Here is an 18,410-nt window from a genome sequence, read left to right on the forward strand (position 1 = left end):
CTTTCCAAGCCTGGCTATCGTCCTCGTAAAACGCAAAACGCTAAAACCCATGAATCGTATCTAAAGGGATTGCGAACTAATGATCTCGCAACCATTTTCGCAGCGGTGCTTCGATTGCCAGCACCTAGAGCCCACCATCCCCAATTCACCAATACGTCGAAACTACTAATGTTAGTGTTCAACGCTTCCGACGAATAACGATCGAGTGTCACATCCTCAGCGAGTTCACTGGAGACTTCGGGAAGATTCCGCCGCGAACGGGCTTGCGACTGGGCGATCGCTACGATATTCCGCTGCCGCGCCGCATTCGTTCTCGAAACCGACTTAGGATGCATGCGATACTTGAGCAGACACTCCGTAAGATTCTCGAGCTGACCGATTTCTCCTAACCGCAGGAAGATATCCACGTCTTCCGCAGGGCAACATTCAACTCTATATCCACCGACCTGAGCGACAGCTGCTGCTCGCATCATCACCGAAGGATGCGAGACACATCCTCCCAACGAGGTTAGGTGATGACCGTCAATCGCTTCATGGCCATATTGATGGAAGCCTGGCCGGATATCCCAGCCTCCGTCATCAACCAGTACCGTGTTCGTCCCTAACACCACACATTCGGGGTGTTCCTGCAAATAGGCAATTTGTTTCTCGAATCGTTCGGGCAACGAGATGTCATCCGCATCCATGCGAGCAATAAATTCACCCTCAGCATCCGCTAACATCTCGTTGAGCGCTACGACGTAGCCCGTATTCGCACGCGACTTCAACCGAATGCGTTTGTCTTTGCTTGCGTACTTCTCCAGGATGGCTAAACTTCGATCCGACGAGCCATCGTCGACAATCAGGAATTCAAAGTCACCACATGTCTGCGCAAGGATGCTCTCTACCGCTTCGGCGACGTATCGCTCAGCGTTGTAGACAGGCATAATGACTGAAATCAATGGACGCATAGGAAATCGACGATATAGAGTTAGTTGTGAACGACTGACTTCTTGGAGCACTGGTAACGCTCCAGGTAGCTGGCAGCAACCTGCTGCAATCGGTCATACATTCTCAAAGCGGTTTTTGCCGTAGGATCGGTAATTGCCTGTTGCTTCTTCGACCTTCGCACGGAACCATCGACTTGATCAAAATTGAGTTCCCCCTCAACCAAGTCTTCCAGTGCATCACGCCCAGTTCCGTTGATCACCGACTCCGAGTCGAGTAGGAGAAAACGGGGATCGTTTTGAGCCCATTTCAGCAGACGCGCATAACTTCGGACCCACATTTTCAACAGTTTATTCCGTTCGAACGGAAGGGCTGGCGAGTAAGTCTCGGATGCGTCTCGCAACATGCTGTCAACAGTTCGCAAAGGACAGCGAAAAACAGTGATAAACCGCACGCTATCAGGCAAGTAAGGCATCCAACTTGGCAACGTTGCGTTGAATCGGGGATCCTTCAAACAGAATGGAGTTCGAGAGACCAAGCTGCGCACAAAATCATCATCCTCCTCGTCCAATTCCAGCGGCCTGGCAGACAGAGGTAGCACGGCCCAAAACGATCTCCAATCCTCATGCGTTTTGGGGTAAACAAACTTCCGCAAGTGAAAGCAGCCTGGTGGATACAGCAACTTGAATATCAACTTATTATTAAGTGTATTGATCCTTCTGCATTCATAGTAGCCGTAAGGATTGGCCGGAGTCGCTTCGATCAACTCATCACCAAAACTGGCTCCAGTATCCCTGAAACACGCAGTAACCATACTGGTACCACTGCGGCCTGTTCCCAGCACAATAACGTTATGCATGGTTAGACTCCTGTAGGCAAAGCAGTGGGGTACGATACTCAGTAATCATGGCTCGGTAGGGTTGCAGTCCTGCTGGAATACTACGGTTCGAATCAGTCAGTGGTCTCCCACACTACGGCTGTGGCTGCGGCTCCAATTCAACATTCCAGGCAACTGGCACCGCTGCTGCGGGTCGATTCGCTGCCGTAAATTTCCAATCCTCAGAATAGGGTGTCTCCAAAACCTCAATGTACAAGCAATCGTTTACGTCAGTGACCGTACCATAAGGCCGAGTAAACGCTCCCACCGCGATGCGATATTTGCCCGGGGGAAGAATATTTGTATCAACAGCACATTTCACCGTGCGTTCGCCGGCGTCGCTCAGATCAATCGAACTATCGCTAATCGTGTTCAACACCACCACCAGGTTTTCACGCGTATCGAACACCCGAAGGCCATAACTCAGGTTGGGCACATACTCTCGATGATGCCAACGCGTCGTGATAGAAAACGGCTCCCCAAACAACAATACGGAGGGGGAACTGCTAGCATGCTTTTCAATCCGAGCCTCTTTGAGCACAACTCGACTATCATCGTCGGCAACCGCTTTTTCGTCGGCCTGATACGAGGTGCGATTCGCATCGTAATGCAACTCCATGTATTGCCGCACGCACTCATCGGTGCCACCTTCCAATACCACTTGGCCTTTTGCGAGGAGCACTCCTCGATTGCAAAGCCTTTCGACAGCAGCCATGTTGTGGCTAACGAACAGCACCGTACGACCTTGGCCTTGCGACACTTCCTGCATCTTGCCTAGGCATTTCTTCTGGAACTGCGCGTCACCGACAGCTAGCACTTCGTCGACAATCAGGATTTCGGGCTCTAGATGCGCGGCTACTGCAAATGCCAAGCGAACGTACATGCCGCTCGAATAACGCTTGACCGGAGTATCGAGAAATCGCTCGACTTCGGCGAAGGCGACGATCTCGTCGAACTTGCGATCAATCTCGGTCTTCTTCATACCGAGAATCGAACCATTGAGGTAAATGTTCTCCCGCCCGGAGAGTTCGGGATGAAACCCAGTACCGACCTCGAGCAACGAAGCAACCCGGCCCCGCAATACCGCTCGGCCGGTCGTCGGTTCGGTGATCCGGCTTAGCACCTTTAGCAACGTACTCTTGCCAGCACCATTGCGACCGATAATACCGACGACATCTCCTTGATTGACTTCAAACGAGACATCCTTCAAAGCCCAGAACAGTTCGTCCTCACTACCTCTTCCGCTAAGTCGTTGAAAACGTTTGAACGGAGCTTTAGCAGCCCCCACCAACGCTTCACGGAACGAAGGGTACTTCTCGTCTTGCTGACCAAGTCGGTAGGCTTTGCTGAGATTATCGACAGTAATAATGGGGCGGCTCATACCGAAATGTTCTCCTTCCACTTGCCATATGCTTCTTGCAGAAGTTTCGCTCTCTTCGCGGCTACATCGGTCCACGTGTAGTGCTTAGCTTCTTCATGTGCACTGGCAGCCATCGATTCTCTGAGTTCACTATCAGAACTGAGCCGCCGAATAGCGTCGATCCACTGTTCCTTATCATCTATGTCGATTACAAGACCATCGATTCCATCTCTGACTGCCCGGCCAGCACCAGCCTTAGACACAAGCACAGGCAATCCATTCGCCATTGCTTCGTAAGTAACTAATGGGCCGCCTTCTTCATGAGAAGGAAAAATAAAGACATCAGCTTCGCTGAAATACTTCTTAATATCAGTGGTGTAGTTGACCCACTCCACTGAATCATCATCATGGAGCTTCTGGCGATATTTCTCGGGCAGATCTGAACTAATTTCGCCGACGAAAGTGAGTTTTGCATTCTCTGGCTTCGCCTCGGCCCAATAATCCAACAGATACGGCACGCCCTTCCGAACACCAACACTTCCAACAAACAAGAAGTTGACAGTGTTTTTACCTCCAGATTTACTCTCGGCTTCCGCAAGAACTCGCGATGGCGAGTAGCCATAGCTAGCTTCCATTATCTTGTCTGCAGAAACACCATTTTCCAGAAGGGACTTCGTGACAAACGCACTTGGTGAGAACACTGCGTCAGCTAGCTCTAATCTGCGGTTCTCTTCTTCAATCCCATGTTTATAAATACTTGGCAAGGGCTGCGACTCTCGCTCGTAAACGGGCGCTAATATATCCGCAGCGTAGTTAATATGGGAGTTAAACAACTCTAGTACTATCATTGCACCTCGCTGTCGAACTCTCTCCAGATAGTTAACAGTAAACCCAGCCCAGGGATAGCACACATCGTACTTCTTAACCCTTCTAGCATGCGCGCGTTCACTGAGCTCTCGCTGCTTACTATCACCTCCAAACCTATAGATGAGCTTGTTCACGAGTGGAGAATACTGCCATCTCAGATTCAGTGAACCTTGTTTTTCAAGATTTCCTTGAGGTGCTGACAATTCAACATTCAAGTCCCGCGAATTCATATGTTGGGCAAGTTCTACACAAATGTGACTATGCGACCTACCAGTCAGATACCCAGTAAAGAGCATCCGGACATTTTTACTCGACCTATCTTTGATGTGCGTCATTTAAGAGCTCCCAGTTCGTATTAAGCAATATCAGCAAAACGTCGTTCCGTTTTGCGGAAGTAAAGCATGCCGAACACCAGGAGCGTTACCGTCGTCAGTAACGACATCCCCAGCATTCCCCAAGGAACTTCTGTACCAAAGATCGCGCTACGAAATCCTTCGATGATTCCCGCCATCGGATTCAATGCGTAGAGCAGTCGATACTTCTCTGGAACAATGGTCGTGGGATACACCACCGGACTCAGAAACTGCCAGGCTTGCACCATAAATGGCACTACAAACCTAAAGTCGCGATAGGTAACCGTGAGTGCCGACAACGTGTAGGCGATACCCAACGAGGCACACCACACCATCAACACCAGAAATGGCAGGAGCACAATGGTTGGCGAAATAGCCACGCCATAGATTGCCATGAGCGTGAGAAAAACACAAAACGACAGTCCCATATCCACCAACGATCCACTTACCGTAGCTGTTGGAACAAACAGCCTGGGAAAGTAAATTTTGGTGAGCAACTGTTGCTGACTCACCAGCGACATACCACCTTGGGAGATACCGGTTGAGAAAAACAACCAAGGCATCATCCCCGCGTACACATAAACTGGGTAAGCAGCAATGAGCGACTCAGGTAGCGTATTCTTAAGTCCCGCAAAGTTACCGAAGATGATCGTAAATACGGTAACACTGAAGATGGGAACCAGAATCGCCCAAGCCACCCCTAGGACGGTTTGTTTGTAGCGAACCTTAACATCCCGCCATACTAGGAAGAACAACAGTTCGCGATAACGAATCAGCTCACGAAAATCGACCGGCACCCAACCACTCTTCGGTTCGATGACAAGCGGCTCACCATCGTAAGCGGCGTCGGCATCAATCGGAGCAATCGTTGAGTCGGCTTGGCCGGACGAGCCATCCAGTTCTGGGGGACTGGACGGAGTATCTCGCAACAGCTCTGGCTCGGCAGCAAGGGAGTCAGACATATATATTTGCAGGCGTAATTTTAAGGTGGGAATTAGTAAGGCGGGGCCTGTATTCGCTCAACCGCAGATCACCTTGGTGATTTACGGCGTTTGCGAACATGAGGGATACCATACAACTTGATCTTGCGATACACGGTCGCCTGCCCAAGACCAAGTAACTGCGACGCGTCGACGACGTGCCCGTCAGTATGTTGAAGTGCTTCGATGATCGCGGCTCGTTCGCGTCGTTGAATCGGTGTTAACTCCGCTAACGCGATCGAAGTCTCTCGTTCACTGGCAATCGGCAATGGCTGCCCGCCGTTCGTCGCTTGCGAGTGGTAATTCCGCATCGGACTCGTCGCGCTGAGACCAAGTGGCGAGTGCACACTAGCACGGAAGCTGGGAGAGTGGAACTCTGCCGGAATATCCATTGGCTCGACGATTTCGCCTTTGGCGAAAATGGCGATCCGTTCAATCGCATTTTCCAACTGGCGAACGTTGCCTGGCCAATCGAAGGCTTCGAGTACATCCAAGGCGTCCTGCGAAAAACCACCCACGGTACGGTTATGGTTCTCAACAGCACGCTTCAAAAACAATTCAGCAAGTTCGGCAATATCTTCCGGACGCTCTCGCAGCGGAGGCAAGTGAATTGGGACGACATTTAAACGGAAGAACAAATCTTGCCGCAGTCGCCCTTCATTGACGATCGATACAGGATCTCGGTTGGTTGCACCAATGATGCGAACGTTCACCGCTTCTTCTTGTTGTGAGCCAACTTTGCGCAGCTTGCCTTCCTGCAAGAAACGCAACAACTTGGGCTGGAGGGTCAGTTCCATCTCGCCAATTTCGTCGAGGAACAAAGTTCCCTTATCAGCAGCCTGACACCAACCCAACTGATTTTGCGTAGCGTGCGTAAACGAGCCTTTCAAATGGCCAAACAACAGGCTCTCAGCCAGGCCTTCGGGGATGGCCGACATATTCACTGGAATAAAAGGCGAATCATTGCGTGGGCTCAATCGGTGAATCGCTTGAGCAACAAGTTCTTTGCCGGTTCCGCTCTCGCCCCAGATCATTACCGTGGCATTCGTGCTGGCAACCTCAGCCACCTGCCGGCGTACTGCCTGCATGGCTGGGCTTGTTCCTCTTAAGAACGACCGCAGATCTATCATTTCTTGCGAGCTATCTATCTGAGATGGCCCGTCGAACGAACTGCCTCGGCGACGCCCTGACATATAGGGAGAGTTTGGCTTTGCATGCCCATTCTCGCTATTGCCATTCTTGCCATTGATCGGCGAAGAATTGAGACCACGATCAATCCGAACGGTCGACTCACCTTCGTGAACCAGGGAGCGACTATTCGTCTTTCGGAATGTACTCACTTCCGAAAGCAAACTCTCCATATCTTTGGAGCTGAAATCGCCGTGATACACGTCGAAGGCACCCGCCTTCAACGCCTTTACCACATCGGAAACATTGTTATCCGTGGAATTCAACCACCCCGCCACGGGGACTCGTTGCTTCCAATCGGAGATCAGACTATTCGAATGGGCGTCGGTTAAAGAGAGTATCACCGCGTCGTAGTGACCTAACTCCCGACCAACAGCCTCAGCATCCCCATTAATCTTAGGAATGCTTACGCACTCACCATGCACTTCGTGCAGCAACGCCTTAAGCGACCCAGCCGCCGATTGATTATCGACAGCCAAAAGCACTCTTGGAGGACGCTCATGGACACAATTTGGGCGCGGATTCTCAGCAGTTTTTTCAATAGTAGACATGAACTCTTCTTCCTGCTCGCATAACATACGGCAATAATAGCCGCATACAATATGAGCTGGGCCCCTAAGAAATATTCACAGGTGTGTTGTATGTCGGGTTGGGAACCCAACAGGTAGGTGCGAATCTTTCGCTGTACAACACAGAAGGAAACTCAGGATCGAAAATGACAACTGTTACATCACTCTCAAACAATACTCCCGCAATCAACTCGATGGCAAAATGCCCAGAGCGTGAGATTCCAAGCCACGTATGCTAGGATGCATGACTCTTTCACCCCCTCTGGTGTGTGATGTCAATCGCCTGACTTATGGTAAGCCTGCTTCCATCCCCCAATGATCATCTGTTCCGTCCCCTCCAAGGGGCTTATATCACCGAGAGAATTATCAATCCGTTATTATTGATGTGTATTCGAAAATTCACTAACAATAAGACGCAGTATAATCGTCAGGGAAACCTTGGCAACAAAAACTGATAGAAAAACTGTAAATTATCTCAAAGTGATAATAAATAGAGAAGTTTGCGGGCAGTTTGGCGGACTACCCTTTGTGCAGTTATGATTCGATAAGGCGTTCATTATTTGTGGTCCGCAGGTTACAGCTGGCTTTTCGCGTGCTGCAACTTTACAAGTCTATCACACAGATCCACTTGCCCAACATGCAAACAATTATTGTTACTGGGGGTGCCGGTTTCATCGGCTCCAATTTTGTCCGCCTGGTCCTAGAATCCACGGATTTCCAAGTTGTCGTCCTTGACAAATTGACTTACGCCGGAAACCTAGGTTCCCTCCCTTTGAGTGACTATCCAGAGCGTTTGCACTTCATACGTGGGTGTATTGGCGATGCTGGTCTGGTAGCTGATTTGCTGGAAAAATACACGCCCACTCGCGTGTACAATTTTGCCGCCGAATCGCACGTCGATCGCTCGATTGATGCTCCGGATGAGTTCATTAAAACGAATGTGCTGAAAACCGGTGTTCTGCTGAAGCAGTGCCTGAATTTTTGGGAATCGCTCGAGCCCGAAGCCAAATCGGCTTTCCGTTTCCTGCATGTGTCGACTGATGAGGTGTATGGCTCGCTCGGCCCAACTGGGCTGTTTACCGAACAAACTCAGTACCAACCGAACTCTCCCTATTCGGCATCCAAGGCAGCATCCGACCATCTGGTGCGAGCCTACCACCACACTTACGGACTGCCGACGATCATTAGTAACTGCTCCAACAATTACGGGCCTTATCAGTTTCCTGAAAAACTGATTCCCGTGATTGTGCTTAACGCCGTGGAAGGCAAGCCGCTGCCGATCTACGGCGACGGCATGAACGTGCGTGACTGGTTGTTTGTGACCGACCACTGCAAGGCCTTGCAACTTCTGGGCGAGAAAGGCCAACCGGGCGAGGTCTACAACATCGGCGGCAATGCCGAGAAAGCCAACATCGACGTTGTCAAAACCATCTGCGGTGTTGTCGACGAGCTTTGCGAAGGCCTTGCGCACTCGCCATGCGAGTCGCTTATCGAGTTTGTAAAAGACCGCCCGGGCCACGATCGACGTTATGCGATCGATGCCTCGAAGATCTCCAACGAACTTGGCTGGACCCCTTCGGTCACGTTCGAAGAGGGTATTCGCCAAACCGTCGAATGGTACTTGGCCAACTCCACTTGGATCGAAGAAGTCACCAGCGGCGAGGGGCGCGAGCGTATCGGTCTGCGGACCAAGCAGGACGGACCAGTGGTTCATGTCCCTTGGACCACGCCGGCCGAAAAATACGTCGACGGTCCCATCGAAGGTATCGAGCCGAAATCGTTGAAGACTTTCTCCGACCATCGCGGTTGGCTGATCGAATTGTTCCGCAACGACGAATTGCCAACTGACAATGCGCCGATCATGGCGTACGTCAGTCAGACCGAACCTGGCGTGGCGCGGGGGCCTCACGAGCACGTCGATCAGGCTGACTACTTTGCCTTTATTGGCCCTGGCGATTTCGAGCTCTGGCTGTGGGACTCCCGTCCCCACTCCCCCACGTACGGCAATCGCTCGGTCGAAGTGTATGGTGCGTCGAACCCCACCGCGGTGATCGTGCCAGCGGGTGTGGTGCACGCTTACCAGAACATCAGCGACGAACCGGGCTGGGTGTTCAACGGGCCGAACCGCTTGTACGCCGGGCCTGGCAAAACCGAGCCAGTCGACGAAATCCGCCATGAGAATCAAGAAGATTCTCCCTACCAGCTTGGCCAACCGAAGTCTAACAGCTAGCTCACAGGCTCTCGATACCTTCCACGGTTTCGCCCCCCCCCAAAAAAGGCAGCTTTCGATGAGCTCTGAACGTAAAGGCATAATCCTGGCCGGCGGCGCGGGTACGCGCCTGCACCCGATGACACTCGCGGTCAGCAAGCAGCTGATGCCGGTGTACGACAAGCCGATGATCTACTACCCTCTCTCGGTGCTGATGCTGGCTGGCATCAAAGAGGTGCTCATCATCTCGACTCCGCACGACACTCCGCACTTCGAAAAACTGCTCGGCACCGGCGAGCAGTTTGGCATCCGTGTCGAGTACGCGGTGCAACCCGAGCCAGGTGGTTTGGCTCAGGCGTTTACCATTGGGCGGGACTTCCTCGATGGCTCGCCGGCCGCACTCGTGCTGGGCGACAACATCTTTTACGGCCAAGGTTTTCAGCAACTCCTGCGTAACGCCAATGCTCAAGAGTCGGGCGCGACCGTGTTTGCGTATCAAGTGCTCGATCCTGAACGTTATGGTGTGGTGGAATTCGATGACCAAGGCAAGGCGTTGTCGATCGAGGAGAAGCCCAAGACTCCCAAGTCGAACTTCGCTGTGCCGGGCTTGTACTTTTACGACAGCCGCGTGTGCGAATACGCAGCCAACCAAAAGCCATCGGCTCGCGGCGAGCTGGAAATCACCGACCTCAACCTCACCTACTTGCATCAAGGCGAGCTAACGGTTCAACCTTTCAGCCGTGGCTTTGCCTGGCTCGACACCGGCACGCCCGACTCGTTGTTGGACGCGGCCGAGTTCGTGGCCGTGATCGAGCGGCGGCAAGGCCTCAAGATCGCTTGCTTGGAAGAAATTGCCTGGCGGCAAGGCTTCATCTCGCGCGAACAGCTTGCTACTCAAGTTGCCGACATGAAGAGCACCTATGGCGAGTATCTCCGTCGTCTACTTTCCCAGAGCGAGGCCTAGGCCGTGACCAATCCTTCCGATTCTCCTATCGACTCGCTTCCATACCAACGCATCCTCGTGACCGGCGTGAAAGGCCAGTTGGGAACCGATCTCTCCCTTACCTTAGGAGAGAAGTGTCTGGGGTTTGATCGCGATGACTTCGATTTGACCGAACCGTCTGAGACCCGCGAGCACCTGCTTCGCGCGGCTCCCGACTTGGTGATCAACACGGCTGCCTACACGGCGGTCGACAAAGCCGAAGAAAACGAATCGGACTGTTTCGCGGTCAACGCGGATGCGGTGGCCAACCTGGCCGAGGTGTGCGAAGAACTTGCTTGCCCTCTGGTTCAGATCAGCACCGACTATGTTTTCGGCGGCGATAAACAGCGAAAGACTCCCTACCTCGAGGACGACACGCCCGATCCGCAAGGCGTGTACGCGAAGAGCAAACTCGCCGGCGAGCAGGCTGCTTCCACCTGGCGCGAGCACCTGATTGTGCGCACCTGTGGGCTGTACTCGGTACACCCGGATGGTCCGATTCGCGGCCGCAACTTCTGCGACACCATGCTCTCGCTCGGGCGTAACAACACTCCTCTGCGAGTGGTCGACGACCAATGGTGCACGCCGACGTTTGTGCCGCATCTTTCGCAGATGATTTTTCAGCTGCTGGCGCGCAACGAGCGCGGTGTGTTTCATGCCACCGCTGACGGGCAGACTACCTGGTTTCAACTTGCCAAAGAACTGTTTTCCGCAGCGGGTCTCGACGTCGAGCTGACGCCGATTCCGACTTCGGAATACCCAACTCCTGCCGAGCGCCCGCAGTACAGCGTGCTGGCGAGCAGCAAGCCGCTGGAGCGACCCGACTGGCGTTTGGGTTGTCGTGAGTACGCGGCCTTGCAATCGGCCAGTTGATCGTCGTTGCTTACTTCTTTTCCAAGTCGTAAACGCGGACGTAGTCGATTTGAAATTCGTCGGGCAGCTTCGCCGTGGAGATGGTCTTCGACCACTCACCGATTTCGTCGCTGAACTTCACGTAGAGCGGCACCTGGCACACACCGCTGGCGGTGGTGGTCCAGGTTGGTTTGCCATCGACGTAGAACACGTATTCGTCGGCTTTCCACCAGAGCCCGAACGTGTGCCAACCCTCCATCACGCCTGGCACTTCGGCATCGGTAAACTCGTTCTGGTGGGCGTCGCCGTACCCGTCCCAATGCAGGGCGTGATGCACTTGATCGTCGAGCGTAATCTTCTCGAAGATGTCGATCTCGGTACCATCGCGACCGTCGTCGCCAACCTTGTTCACGCTATCGTTATACAACCAGAACGCAGTCCAGTGCCCAGGCTCCTTTTGTAGTTTGACGCGGGCGACGTAGTAGCCGAACTTATGTTCGAACTTATCCCGCGAGCGAATGCAGGCGTTGAGATAGCGATCTCCCTCGCGCAGCGTTTTGATGGCGAGATGCCCCTCGCCATCCAGGGCGACCGCTTTGGCCGACCACCAAGCCGCGCGACGCTTGTACTCGGGAATGTCCCACTTCGATTCGTCGAGCTTGTCGCCGTCGAACTCATCGTTCCAGATGAGTTTCCAATCCTGTCCTTCGGGAGGAGTCGGTAGCTCCTCCTGCGGATCGGCCGCCCAACTGATGGTGGTCATCGTGGTGAAAGCAATCATCAAGCAGCACCATCGCATTTTCGCCTGCATCGCATTTCTCACTTCTATTCTATCGATTCGTAAATGGCATCTCATTCGTTGACCATGGTCACTTTAGCATCACTTTCCAGTGCGGTTGCTAGCCGCCGGTGATCTGTTGAACGGTACGCTGGAGGTACTGATTCGCGTTCTTCTGTAATTGACGCTGCATCCAAGCATCGGGAATCTGCTGCTCCAGGTGGACGTGTTGCACCGCGTTGAGCAGCAACACTTCCTGCATGGGACTAAGTGAGTTCTCAAACTCGCTCAGCAGATGCTGCTTGCCCCGCGCGTGATCCAACCGGCACAACGCATGGGCGGCCACGATGCGAACCGCGGGCGATTCGTCGCTCAATAGCCCCAGCAGCGTATCGGTGGCTGGCTTTGCTTGGTTTCCCAGCACGACAAAACCGAGGGCCCCCCAGTAGCGTTTGATGGGATCTTTTGCTTGGCAAGCTTCAACTAGTTCGCCGATCGATGCCGGATCGCGCTGGCTGGCAACGAATGCCAGTTCCATGTACTCCTGATAACTACATTCGTCGCTGCGGACATACGCGAACATGGTGCCATCCTGCGCCAGATCTTCGAACATCGACTCCGGCACCACTCCGGTGTCGCGAACCTCGACCATCTTTTGCTTCAATCGATTCCGCATCGCCAGCAGTTTGTCCGCAAAGTTGGCATCGCCGGCCAGGTTGTGCACCTCCCAAGGGTCAACCTCGGTATCGTAGAGTGCTTCGACGTCTTGATCGGGTTCCCATAACTGCTGGTGGTAGCCGGTGAGCTGCCCTTGTTGCCAAGCGGTTCGCCAAGCAACCCACGACGGCATCGAGTAGGTGTAAAGACTGTAAGGCGACGCAGGCAAGTGTGGCGTGAACCGGCGAATGTACTTGTAGCGACCGTCGGTGATCGCCCGACGCATGCCGGGGATGCCATCGAAGCGACCGCCGTACAGGAAGACGATGTCGTCCTCGGGGGCTGCTTGTTGGTACTCGCCCATGAACGCCCGCCCCATCATGTTTGCCGGCGGTTCGATACCGCAGAGACTCAGCAGCGTCGGCGCAAAGTCGACGAACGCGACGAGTTCGTCGGTCTCTTCGTTCGGTTTGAGCGTGCTCAGGTGCTGCCATTTTTCTGGCACCCGAATGAGCAGTGGTACCCGCACGCCGGAGTCGGTGAGGTAACGCTTACCACGGGGGATGGTCCCCCCATGATCGCTGTAATAAAACACGATGGTGTCTTCAGCCAATCCGCGGTCTTCCAGCTCCTCTAGCAGCTCTCCGACCTGGCGATCCAACGCGGTCATCATGTCGTGATAGATCGCAATATCCTCGCGGACTTCTGGCAGGTCGGGTATCGAATCGGGCACGGTCACCTCGCTCGGTGCGAGCCGCGGCGATTCCGGAATTAGCCCTTTTTTCCGGCGGTTTTTCACATTCTCGGGGAACAGCGAGCTTTCGTGCGAGACCGTCAGATTCACGATCGCAAAGAATGGCTGACCTTCCGCACGATTCTTGTAATGGGCTTTGCCGTTGCATTGGTCCCAGTACGAAGCGTCCTTGCCGGCCTGGTTATAGTCGGTCTTTGACCTGTTGGTGCAGTAGTAGCCCGCATCGCGCAAGTAGGTGACATACGGCTTGATGTCGGCTGGTGTTTTATAGCGACTTCGCATGTGCTGCGTGCCGAGCGATACCGCATACATTCCATTGAGCAGCGTCGATCGCGCGACCGCACAAACAGGAGCATTCGAGTACGCCCGCGTGAACTTCACTCCTTCAGCAGCAAACTGGTCGAGCGTAGGGGTTTCGGCCTGTTTGTTGCCATAGCAACCGAGCCAGAAATCGGAATTGTCCTCGCTGGTAATCCAAAGCACGTTCGGCCGCTCGGCTGCGACTGTAATTTGCGGCACCAGCACTCCGGCCAGCACGATCAGACCCAGGAAATGTCGACCACCTAACACACGATTGCGTTTGACTTGCATGGAATCCTCTCGCTAGGTTTGCACGCGCTCATCGGCGACAACACGCACACCCCAACCTGCTGGCTTGGTTGATTTGAAGAGATCCGTTCACCACGCTGGCTACTCGTTGGTGGAGGGTTGCGATACGTTTTCGAAATCGAGAAACACGATGCACGAGGGATTACCTACCGGTACGTATTGCTCGGTGAACTTTAGCTCGCCGGTATCGCGGTTCACGCGAAACACGGCCAGGTTATCGGCGCGTTGGTTGCAGGAGTATAGGAACTGCCCCGACGGCTCGAAGGCGAAGCTCCGAGGATAGTCGCCGCGAGTCCAGTGGTAGTTCACAAACTCCAGTTCGCCCTGCTCGCCGATGGCAAACACGCTAATACTATCGTGCAAGCGGTTACCAGCATACAGAAACTTACCATCGGACGACACCAGAATCTCGGAGCAAAAGTTGCTTCCCGCGTATCCTGGCGCGAGCGACGCGATGGTCTGTCGCTTGGTCAGGCTACCACTCTTGGAGTCGAAGTCGAACAAGGTGACCGTGGAGCCTTCTTCCTGAATGGAATAGAACCAGCGGCCGTTGGAATGAAAGGAAAAATGCCGCGGACCATCGCCGGGGGGCAACGCGACGAACGGTTGCTCGGCCGGCGACAGCTTGCCCGACTCGAGATCGAGCTGCCAAACGTAAATGCGATCCTGCCCGAGATCGACATGTACCACGAACCGGCCCGAAGGATCGGTCTCGATCATGTGGGCGTGCGTCCGATCGTGGCCGCTGATGGCAAAACTCCCCTCAGGGGCGTGCGTTGCTTTCGTCGGCCCAATGTTTCCGGTGGCGGCCTGCACGTCGGTCGGTTCGCCTAACTCGCCGCTGGCCAGAATCGGCACCACGGCAATCGATCCCCCGAAGTAGTTGGCCACCAGCAAGTACCGCCCGCTGGGGTGGATGCTCACGTAGGTGGGCCCTGCCCCGCCGGAGCTGACCGTGTTGATTTTGGTGAGACTTCCATCCGCACGATCGATGGCAAACGCACTCACGGTGCCATGCTGCTGCTCGCCGACGTGATCGGTTTCGTTGGCCGTGTAAAGTCGCGTGCCTGCGGAGTTGATCGCCACATGGCTGGGGCTGGTGCCCAATCGGCATTCACCCACCGCGGTAAGTCCCCCAGTCGAGCGATCGACACGGAAGATATGGATCCCGCGACCATTGCCCTCGGGCAGGTCGACCTGAGTCGGCAGCGGGTCGTGAAGCGGAGAGCTAAACGTGCCCACGTACGCGTACAACGGTTCTTCCGCACCCGCAAAAGAGGATGCCACCATCAAACAAACAGAGAGAGTCAAACAGAGTGTGGTGTATCGCAAGGCTATCGTATTCCTATAGGAGTGCGTTCGACAAAGTTGGTTGGTAAGTGGTTTCGTAAGTTGTTTGACGCAAGCTACGCAACTGAAATCACGCTCGACGAGCGTCTTCAAACCAGGCGTCGTCAATTCGTCGGAATGGGGGTTCCGAAAGGGCTTTAGCTTACCTGATTCGCCGAGGGGATGCCTGAATCGGCCAGAAGCACCGCGGAACGATTGCGGCACGTTGAGCCGCTCGATTTAGAATTGCCCCCACCACCGCGAGTGGGGGCTAAACGGATTGTTCTAACTGCCTAGTACGTCGTCCCGGAAGTCATTTCCTATAGAGTTCAGGGAAGACGCGTTTGGCGTCTTTTCGATGGAAGGTCCAATTGATTTTGATTTTCTTCCGATTGCGGTCGCGTGAACAGTGGGAGAGTTCGCTTTGAACCTTGTCGAGCGAAGCCAACCGACGTCCCAGGCATTGTCGCTGTATGGCCGAGATTTCGATCTCGGCCATGTTGAGCCAACTGGCATGCTTGGGGGTAAAATGCCACACAATCCGCTCCAGCATTGGCCGAGCCGCCTCCTCGCCAAAGGTTTCGATCAACGACTTCTCGTTGTGCGTGTTGAGGTTGTCCATCACCAGATGAACCCGCTCTGCGTCGGGATAGCGCTTCAAGAGGTCGCGGACGAACCGGGCGAAGTCGGCTCGCTTGCGGTGACGCTTGGCCTGAACGAATCGCTTGCCCGCCTTCGGCTCGACCGCCACGAACACGCTGCAGGTTCCGCAGCGGCGGTACTCGTAGTCCTGCTTCGCGATCTTGCCGGGTGCCGCGGGCTCGGGCGGCCGCGCGTCGTCGACCCTCTGATAGGGCTGCTCGTCGAGGCAGACGACCGGCTCGTTCGGGTCGAGCGGCTTCTCGTACTGCTCGAGGACGTCCTCCATCCGCTCACAGAACTCGTCGTTCAGCTTGGGCACGCACCAAGTTTTTTTCGCCACGGCTTCAGGTCGTGTTCCTTGAGCCACAGCGAGACCTCCGTCACGCTGAGCGAATCGACGAAGCCTTCCTTCACCGCGTGCTCGCACAACAATTCCAGCGTCCAGCGAGCCCGTCCCTCGGGCGGCTCGCTGCACGCCAGGGCGATTACCTGTTGCTGCTGCCGCTTGGTGAACTCTGGGGGGCGGCCCGAGCGAGGCGCATCGTACACCGCCCGCTGGACGCCCTCTTCGCAGAACCGCTTTCGGACGGCTCGGACGTTGCGCGTCGTGCAGCCCACATGCTCGGCGATCTCTTCGTCGGTGCATCCCGAGTCCGATTTCAATAATATCTGGCAGCGACGCACCACTTGCGCCGCGCGGGCGCCTGAGCGTGCTAGCTGCTCCAAACCTCCACGGGCCTGGTGGTCCAGGCAAACAATGTGCTTTTTCATTCCGCAGCATATAGCAGCGGAATGGATTTCAGGAAAGACGTACTAGGACATAACGACTTACGATTTTGCCCCCACCCCCAAAAAGCGGAACAACGATTCGTGGGGGCTTTATTCACTCCCTCGGCAGTTTTGGCATTCTCCTAACTTATTTGAGTAACACGAGTTGCATCGACGACTCCAAAACAGGCTCACGACGTTTTGCCCCCACCCGCTCAGGTGGGGGCACAACCAGGGTTGGTTATACGTTTACTTACTCTCTCTCAGCACTGGCATTAAGGTTCATTTGTACAGATACCATTAGAGCAAATTGGCGCCGAGATGCAAGCAAAATAGTTGGCCATTTAGAAGGTGCTGCGAGGCAGCAACACTCGTATCGATAGAGTCTTGCCAGCTAATTGCTAGTAAGCACAACACTAGCAGCGGGTATTGCGAAGCGTTGCTCGCTTGCTTCGCAACGCGGCTGCAACCATCGCCCCGCAGTACAGCAGCAGTGCAGAGCTGGACTCTGGCACCTGCTGCGGATTGGTTGTGACGCTGAAATCGACCGATTGACCGAAGTGGCTTCGCCAGACTTGATAGTCTTCCTGGTTCACCAGGCCATCGCCGTTGCCATCGCCGAGACCAAACGGGATCGCATTCGATCTACCAAGATTGTCGCGCCATACAGTGTAGTCGGCGAGATTCACGAAGCCATCAGCGTTGTAGTCGCCCTGCAAGGTGGGCACCACTACCAAGGAGAACGCATGATCGTCAGAGTATGCAAACAGCGACAACACCGCATCCCAATTCGGTAAGATCTGTAACTGGAAGTCGCCGTGGATCATGTCGGCCGTGGCGATCTCGAACACCTGCCCCACGGAAGGAAGGAATCCGTCGATCAAATCGATCTGCAAGATGCCGTTGAGCCACAAATCGCCCGCGACAACCAACTGGTCGAACGATCCCAGTTCGGTTCCGCCGAGTTCGATCACGGTCTTCGCGCCTAGCACAAGATCGCCGCCGAAGTTTACCCTCGCGGGGCTGGCTCCAGGAGAGAAGGTGCCGAGTACTTCGAGTGCACCAGTACCCACGGTCCCGCCGGGACCATCGAGATCGCTGTAGACCAGCACTCGGGAGTTTTCCAGTAGATTCAAGGCACCAAATTGATGCAGTGCCCCAATGATCGACACCTGTGTATCGCGTGAAACGCCGATGGTACCATGGTTCGAAAGATTACCATGCCAATCGATATTGCCCGACACAAAAGAGAGTTGCCCCTCGTTGGTCAGTCCACCAGAAGCACGGACCGTGGAATTGCGAACTGCAAACAGTCCCTCCGCTTGGTTGACGATGTCCCCCAGCAGCACCAGGTCGTCGGCTTCGTCAAGCACTTCGATAAAACCATAGTTACTCAGGCTACCTTCGATACGCCCGTGTCCGTGAATCACTCCGTTGTTGGTAAACGTGACGGCCTGAATGTTTGCCAGCGATCCTTGCAGTTGAATCTCTCCGTCGTTTTGTAGAGCGCTGGTGACGAGCGCAGCGTTCTGATCGACTGTTAGAATACCGCCTGACTCGACGAGTGTTGCTCCATCCACCTCGAGCCGCTTATCAGCATCGAGCGTGTAATAACGACCCCAGGGACTCTGGTTACTGATGGGCCTTGTTGAACAATTAGTCACAAACCTCCGTAAAAACTAACGTGGAATGGAACCACGTACCTTTTT

General features: G+C 54.4%; 15 protein-coding genes. 3 read left to right on the top strand and 12 right to left on the bottom strand.

What is annotated here, in order from left to right; all coding sequences use genetic code 11:
- Positions 1 to 14: 14 nt before the first annotated feature.
- The 6 genes from Pan181_RS14910 to Pan181_RS14935 all read right to left on the bottom strand — a co-directional run bounded on the left by Pan181_RS14910 (position 15) and on the right by Pan181_RS14935 (position 7,103).
- Positions 15 to 1,001 carry a glycosyltransferase family 2 protein gene (locus Pan181_RS14910; RefSeq protein ID WP_145247711.1) on the bottom strand — a complete coding sequence of 329 codons (987 nt, stop codon included), beginning with the start codon at positions 999 to 1,001 and terminating at the stop codon, positions 15 to 17.
- Positions 971 to 1,786: a hypothetical protein gene (locus Pan181_RS14915; protein WP_145247713.1), complete on the bottom strand. Its 816-nt coding sequence runs from the start codon at positions 1,784 to 1,786 to the stop codon at positions 971 to 973. Before Pan181_RS14915 ends, Pan181_RS14910 begins: the two co-directional genes overlap by 31 nt.
- Positions 1,787 to 1,898: 112 nt before the next feature.
- Complete coding sequence (locus Pan181_RS14920) at positions 1,899 to 3,185, bottom strand: ABC transporter ATP-binding protein (protein ID WP_145247715.1); 1,287 nt, start codon at positions 3,183 to 3,185, stop codon at positions 1,899 to 1,901.
- The gene (locus tag Pan181_RS14925) at positions 3,182 to 4,366 is read right to left on the bottom strand and encodes a glycosyltransferase family 4 protein (RefSeq protein ID WP_145247717.1); all 1,185 of its coding nucleotides are present in this window, start codon (positions 4,364 to 4,366) and stop codon (positions 3,182 to 3,184) included. The genes Pan181_RS14920 and Pan181_RS14925 overlap by 4 nt, the downstream gene beginning before the upstream one ends.
- A gap of 20 nt (positions 4,367 to 4,386) precedes the next feature.
- Positions 4,387 to 5,346: an ABC transporter permease gene (locus Pan181_RS14930; protein WP_145247719.1), complete on the bottom strand. Its 960-nt coding sequence runs from the start codon at positions 5,344 to 5,346 to the stop codon at positions 4,387 to 4,389.
- Positions 5,347 to 5,414: 68 nt separating this feature from the next.
- Complete coding sequence (locus tag Pan181_RS14935; protein ID WP_197528372.1) at positions 5,415 to 7,103, bottom strand: sigma-54 interaction domain-containing protein; 1,689 nt, start codon at positions 7,101 to 7,103, stop codon at positions 5,415 to 5,417.
- Positions 7,104 to 7,758: 655 nt separating this feature from the next.
- On the opposite strand from Pan181_RS14935, the gene rfbB reads away from it, so the two are divergent.
- The 3 genes from rfbB to rfbD are packed head-to-tail and all read left to right on the top strand — an operon-like array spanning position 7,759 to position 11,185.
- A complete protein-coding gene (gene rfbB / locus Pan181_RS14940) occupies positions 7,759 to 9,351 on the top strand; it encodes a dTDP-glucose 4,6-dehydratase (RefSeq protein WP_197528373.1) in 1,593 nt (530 codons plus the stop codon).
- A gap of 58 nt (positions 9,352 to 9,409) precedes the next feature.
- Positions 9,410 to 10,294 carry a glucose-1-phosphate thymidylyltransferase RfbA gene (rfbA, locus tag Pan181_RS14945; protein ID WP_145247723.1) on the top strand — a complete coding sequence of 295 codons (885 nt, stop codon included), beginning with the start codon at positions 9,410 to 9,412 and terminating at the stop codon, positions 10,292 to 10,294.
- Positions 10,295 to 10,297: 3 nt separating this feature from the next.
- Positions 10,298 to 11,185, top strand: coding sequence for a dTDP-4-dehydrorhamnose reductase (rfbD, locus tag Pan181_RS14950; protein ID WP_145247725.1), 888 nt, complete (start codon positions 10,298 to 10,300; stop codon positions 11,183 to 11,185).
- Between the two features lie 10 nt (positions 11,186 to 11,195).
- On the opposite strand, the gene Pan181_RS14955 is transcribed toward rfbD, so the two are convergent.
- The 6 genes from Pan181_RS14955 to Pan181_RS14980 form a co-directional block, all read right to left on the bottom strand.
- Positions 11,196 to 11,945 carry a glycoside hydrolase family 16 protein gene (locus Pan181_RS14955; RefSeq protein ID WP_197528374.1) on the bottom strand — a complete coding sequence of 250 codons (750 nt, stop codon included), beginning with the start codon at positions 11,943 to 11,945 and terminating at the stop codon, positions 11,196 to 11,198.
- A gap of 118 nt (positions 11,946 to 12,063) precedes the next feature.
- The gene (locus Pan181_RS14960; protein WP_145247729.1) at positions 12,064 to 13,944 is read right to left on the bottom strand and encodes a sulfatase-like hydrolase/transferase; all 1,881 of its coding nucleotides are present in this window, start codon (positions 13,942 to 13,944) and stop codon (positions 12,064 to 12,066) included.
- Positions 13,945 to 14,043: 99 nt separating this feature from the next.
- On the bottom strand, positions 14,044 to 15,294 hold the full coding sequence (locus Pan181_RS14965) for a lactonase family protein (RefSeq protein ID WP_231943601.1): 1,251 nt from the start codon (positions 15,292 to 15,294) through the stop codon (positions 14,044 to 14,046).
- Between the two features lie 310 nt (positions 15,295 to 15,604).
- Positions 15,605 to 16,252, bottom strand: coding sequence for an IS630 family transposase (locus Pan181_RS14970; protein ID WP_145244957.1), 648 nt, complete (start codon positions 16,250 to 16,252; stop codon positions 15,605 to 15,607).
- On the bottom strand, positions 16,240 to 16,704 hold the full coding sequence (locus tag Pan181_RS14975) for a helix-turn-helix domain-containing protein (protein ID WP_145244956.1): 465 nt from the start codon (positions 16,702 to 16,704) through the stop codon (positions 16,240 to 16,242). Before Pan181_RS14975 ends, Pan181_RS14970 begins: the two co-directional genes overlap by 13 nt.
- A gap of 413 nt (positions 16,705 to 17,117) precedes the next feature.
- Complete coding sequence (locus tag Pan181_RS14980) at positions 17,118 to 18,365, bottom strand: hypothetical protein (protein ID WP_145247730.1); 1,248 nt, start codon at positions 18,363 to 18,365, stop codon at positions 17,118 to 17,120.
- Positions 18,366 to 18,410: the final 45 nt, after the last annotated feature.

Source organism: Aeoliella mucimassa (genome assembly GCF_007748035.1).
In the GTDB taxonomy this organism is placed as follows: domain Bacteria; phylum Planctomycetota; class Planctomycetia; order Pirellulales; family Lacipirellulaceae; genus Aeoliella; species Aeoliella mucimassa.

Coding starts and splice junctions, on each gene's coding strand:
- Pan181_RS14955 (WP_197528374.1), bottom strand. CDS start 11,945: ATGATTGCTTTCACCACGATGACCACCATCAGTTGGGCGGCCGATCCG.
- Pan181_RS14935 (WP_197528372.1), bottom strand. CDS start 7,103: ATGTCTACTATTGAAAAAACTGCTGAGAATCCGCGCCCAAATTGTGTC.
- Pan181_RS14925 (WP_145247717.1), bottom strand. CDS start 4,366: ATGACGCACATCAAAGATAGGTCGAGTAAAAATGTCCGGATGCTCTTT.
- Pan181_RS14915 (WP_145247713.1), bottom strand. CDS start 1,786: ATGCATAACGTTATTGTGCTGGGAACAGGCCGCAGTGGTACCAGTATG.
- Pan181_RS14960 (WP_145247729.1), bottom strand. CDS start 13,944: ATGCAAGTCAAACGCAATCGTGTGTTAGGTGGTCGACATTTCCTGGGT.
- Pan181_RS14930 (WP_145247719.1), bottom strand. CDS start 5,346: ATGTCTGACTCCCTTGCTGCCGAGCCAGAGCTGTTGCGAGATACTCCG.
- Pan181_RS14975 (WP_145244956.1), bottom strand. CDS start 16,704: ATGAAAAAGCACATTGTTTGCCTGGACCACCAGGCCCGTGGAGGTTTG.
- rfbB (WP_197528373.1), top strand. CDS start 7,759: ATGCAAACAATTATTGTTACTGGGGGTGCCGGTTTCATCGGCTCCAAT.
- rfbA (WP_145247723.1), top strand. CDS start 9,410: ATGAGCTCTGAACGTAAAGGCATAATCCTGGCCGGCGGCGCGGGTACG.
- Pan181_RS14920 (WP_145247715.1), bottom strand. CDS start 3,185: ATGAGCCGCCCCATTATTACTGTCGATAATCTCAGCAAAGCCTACCGA.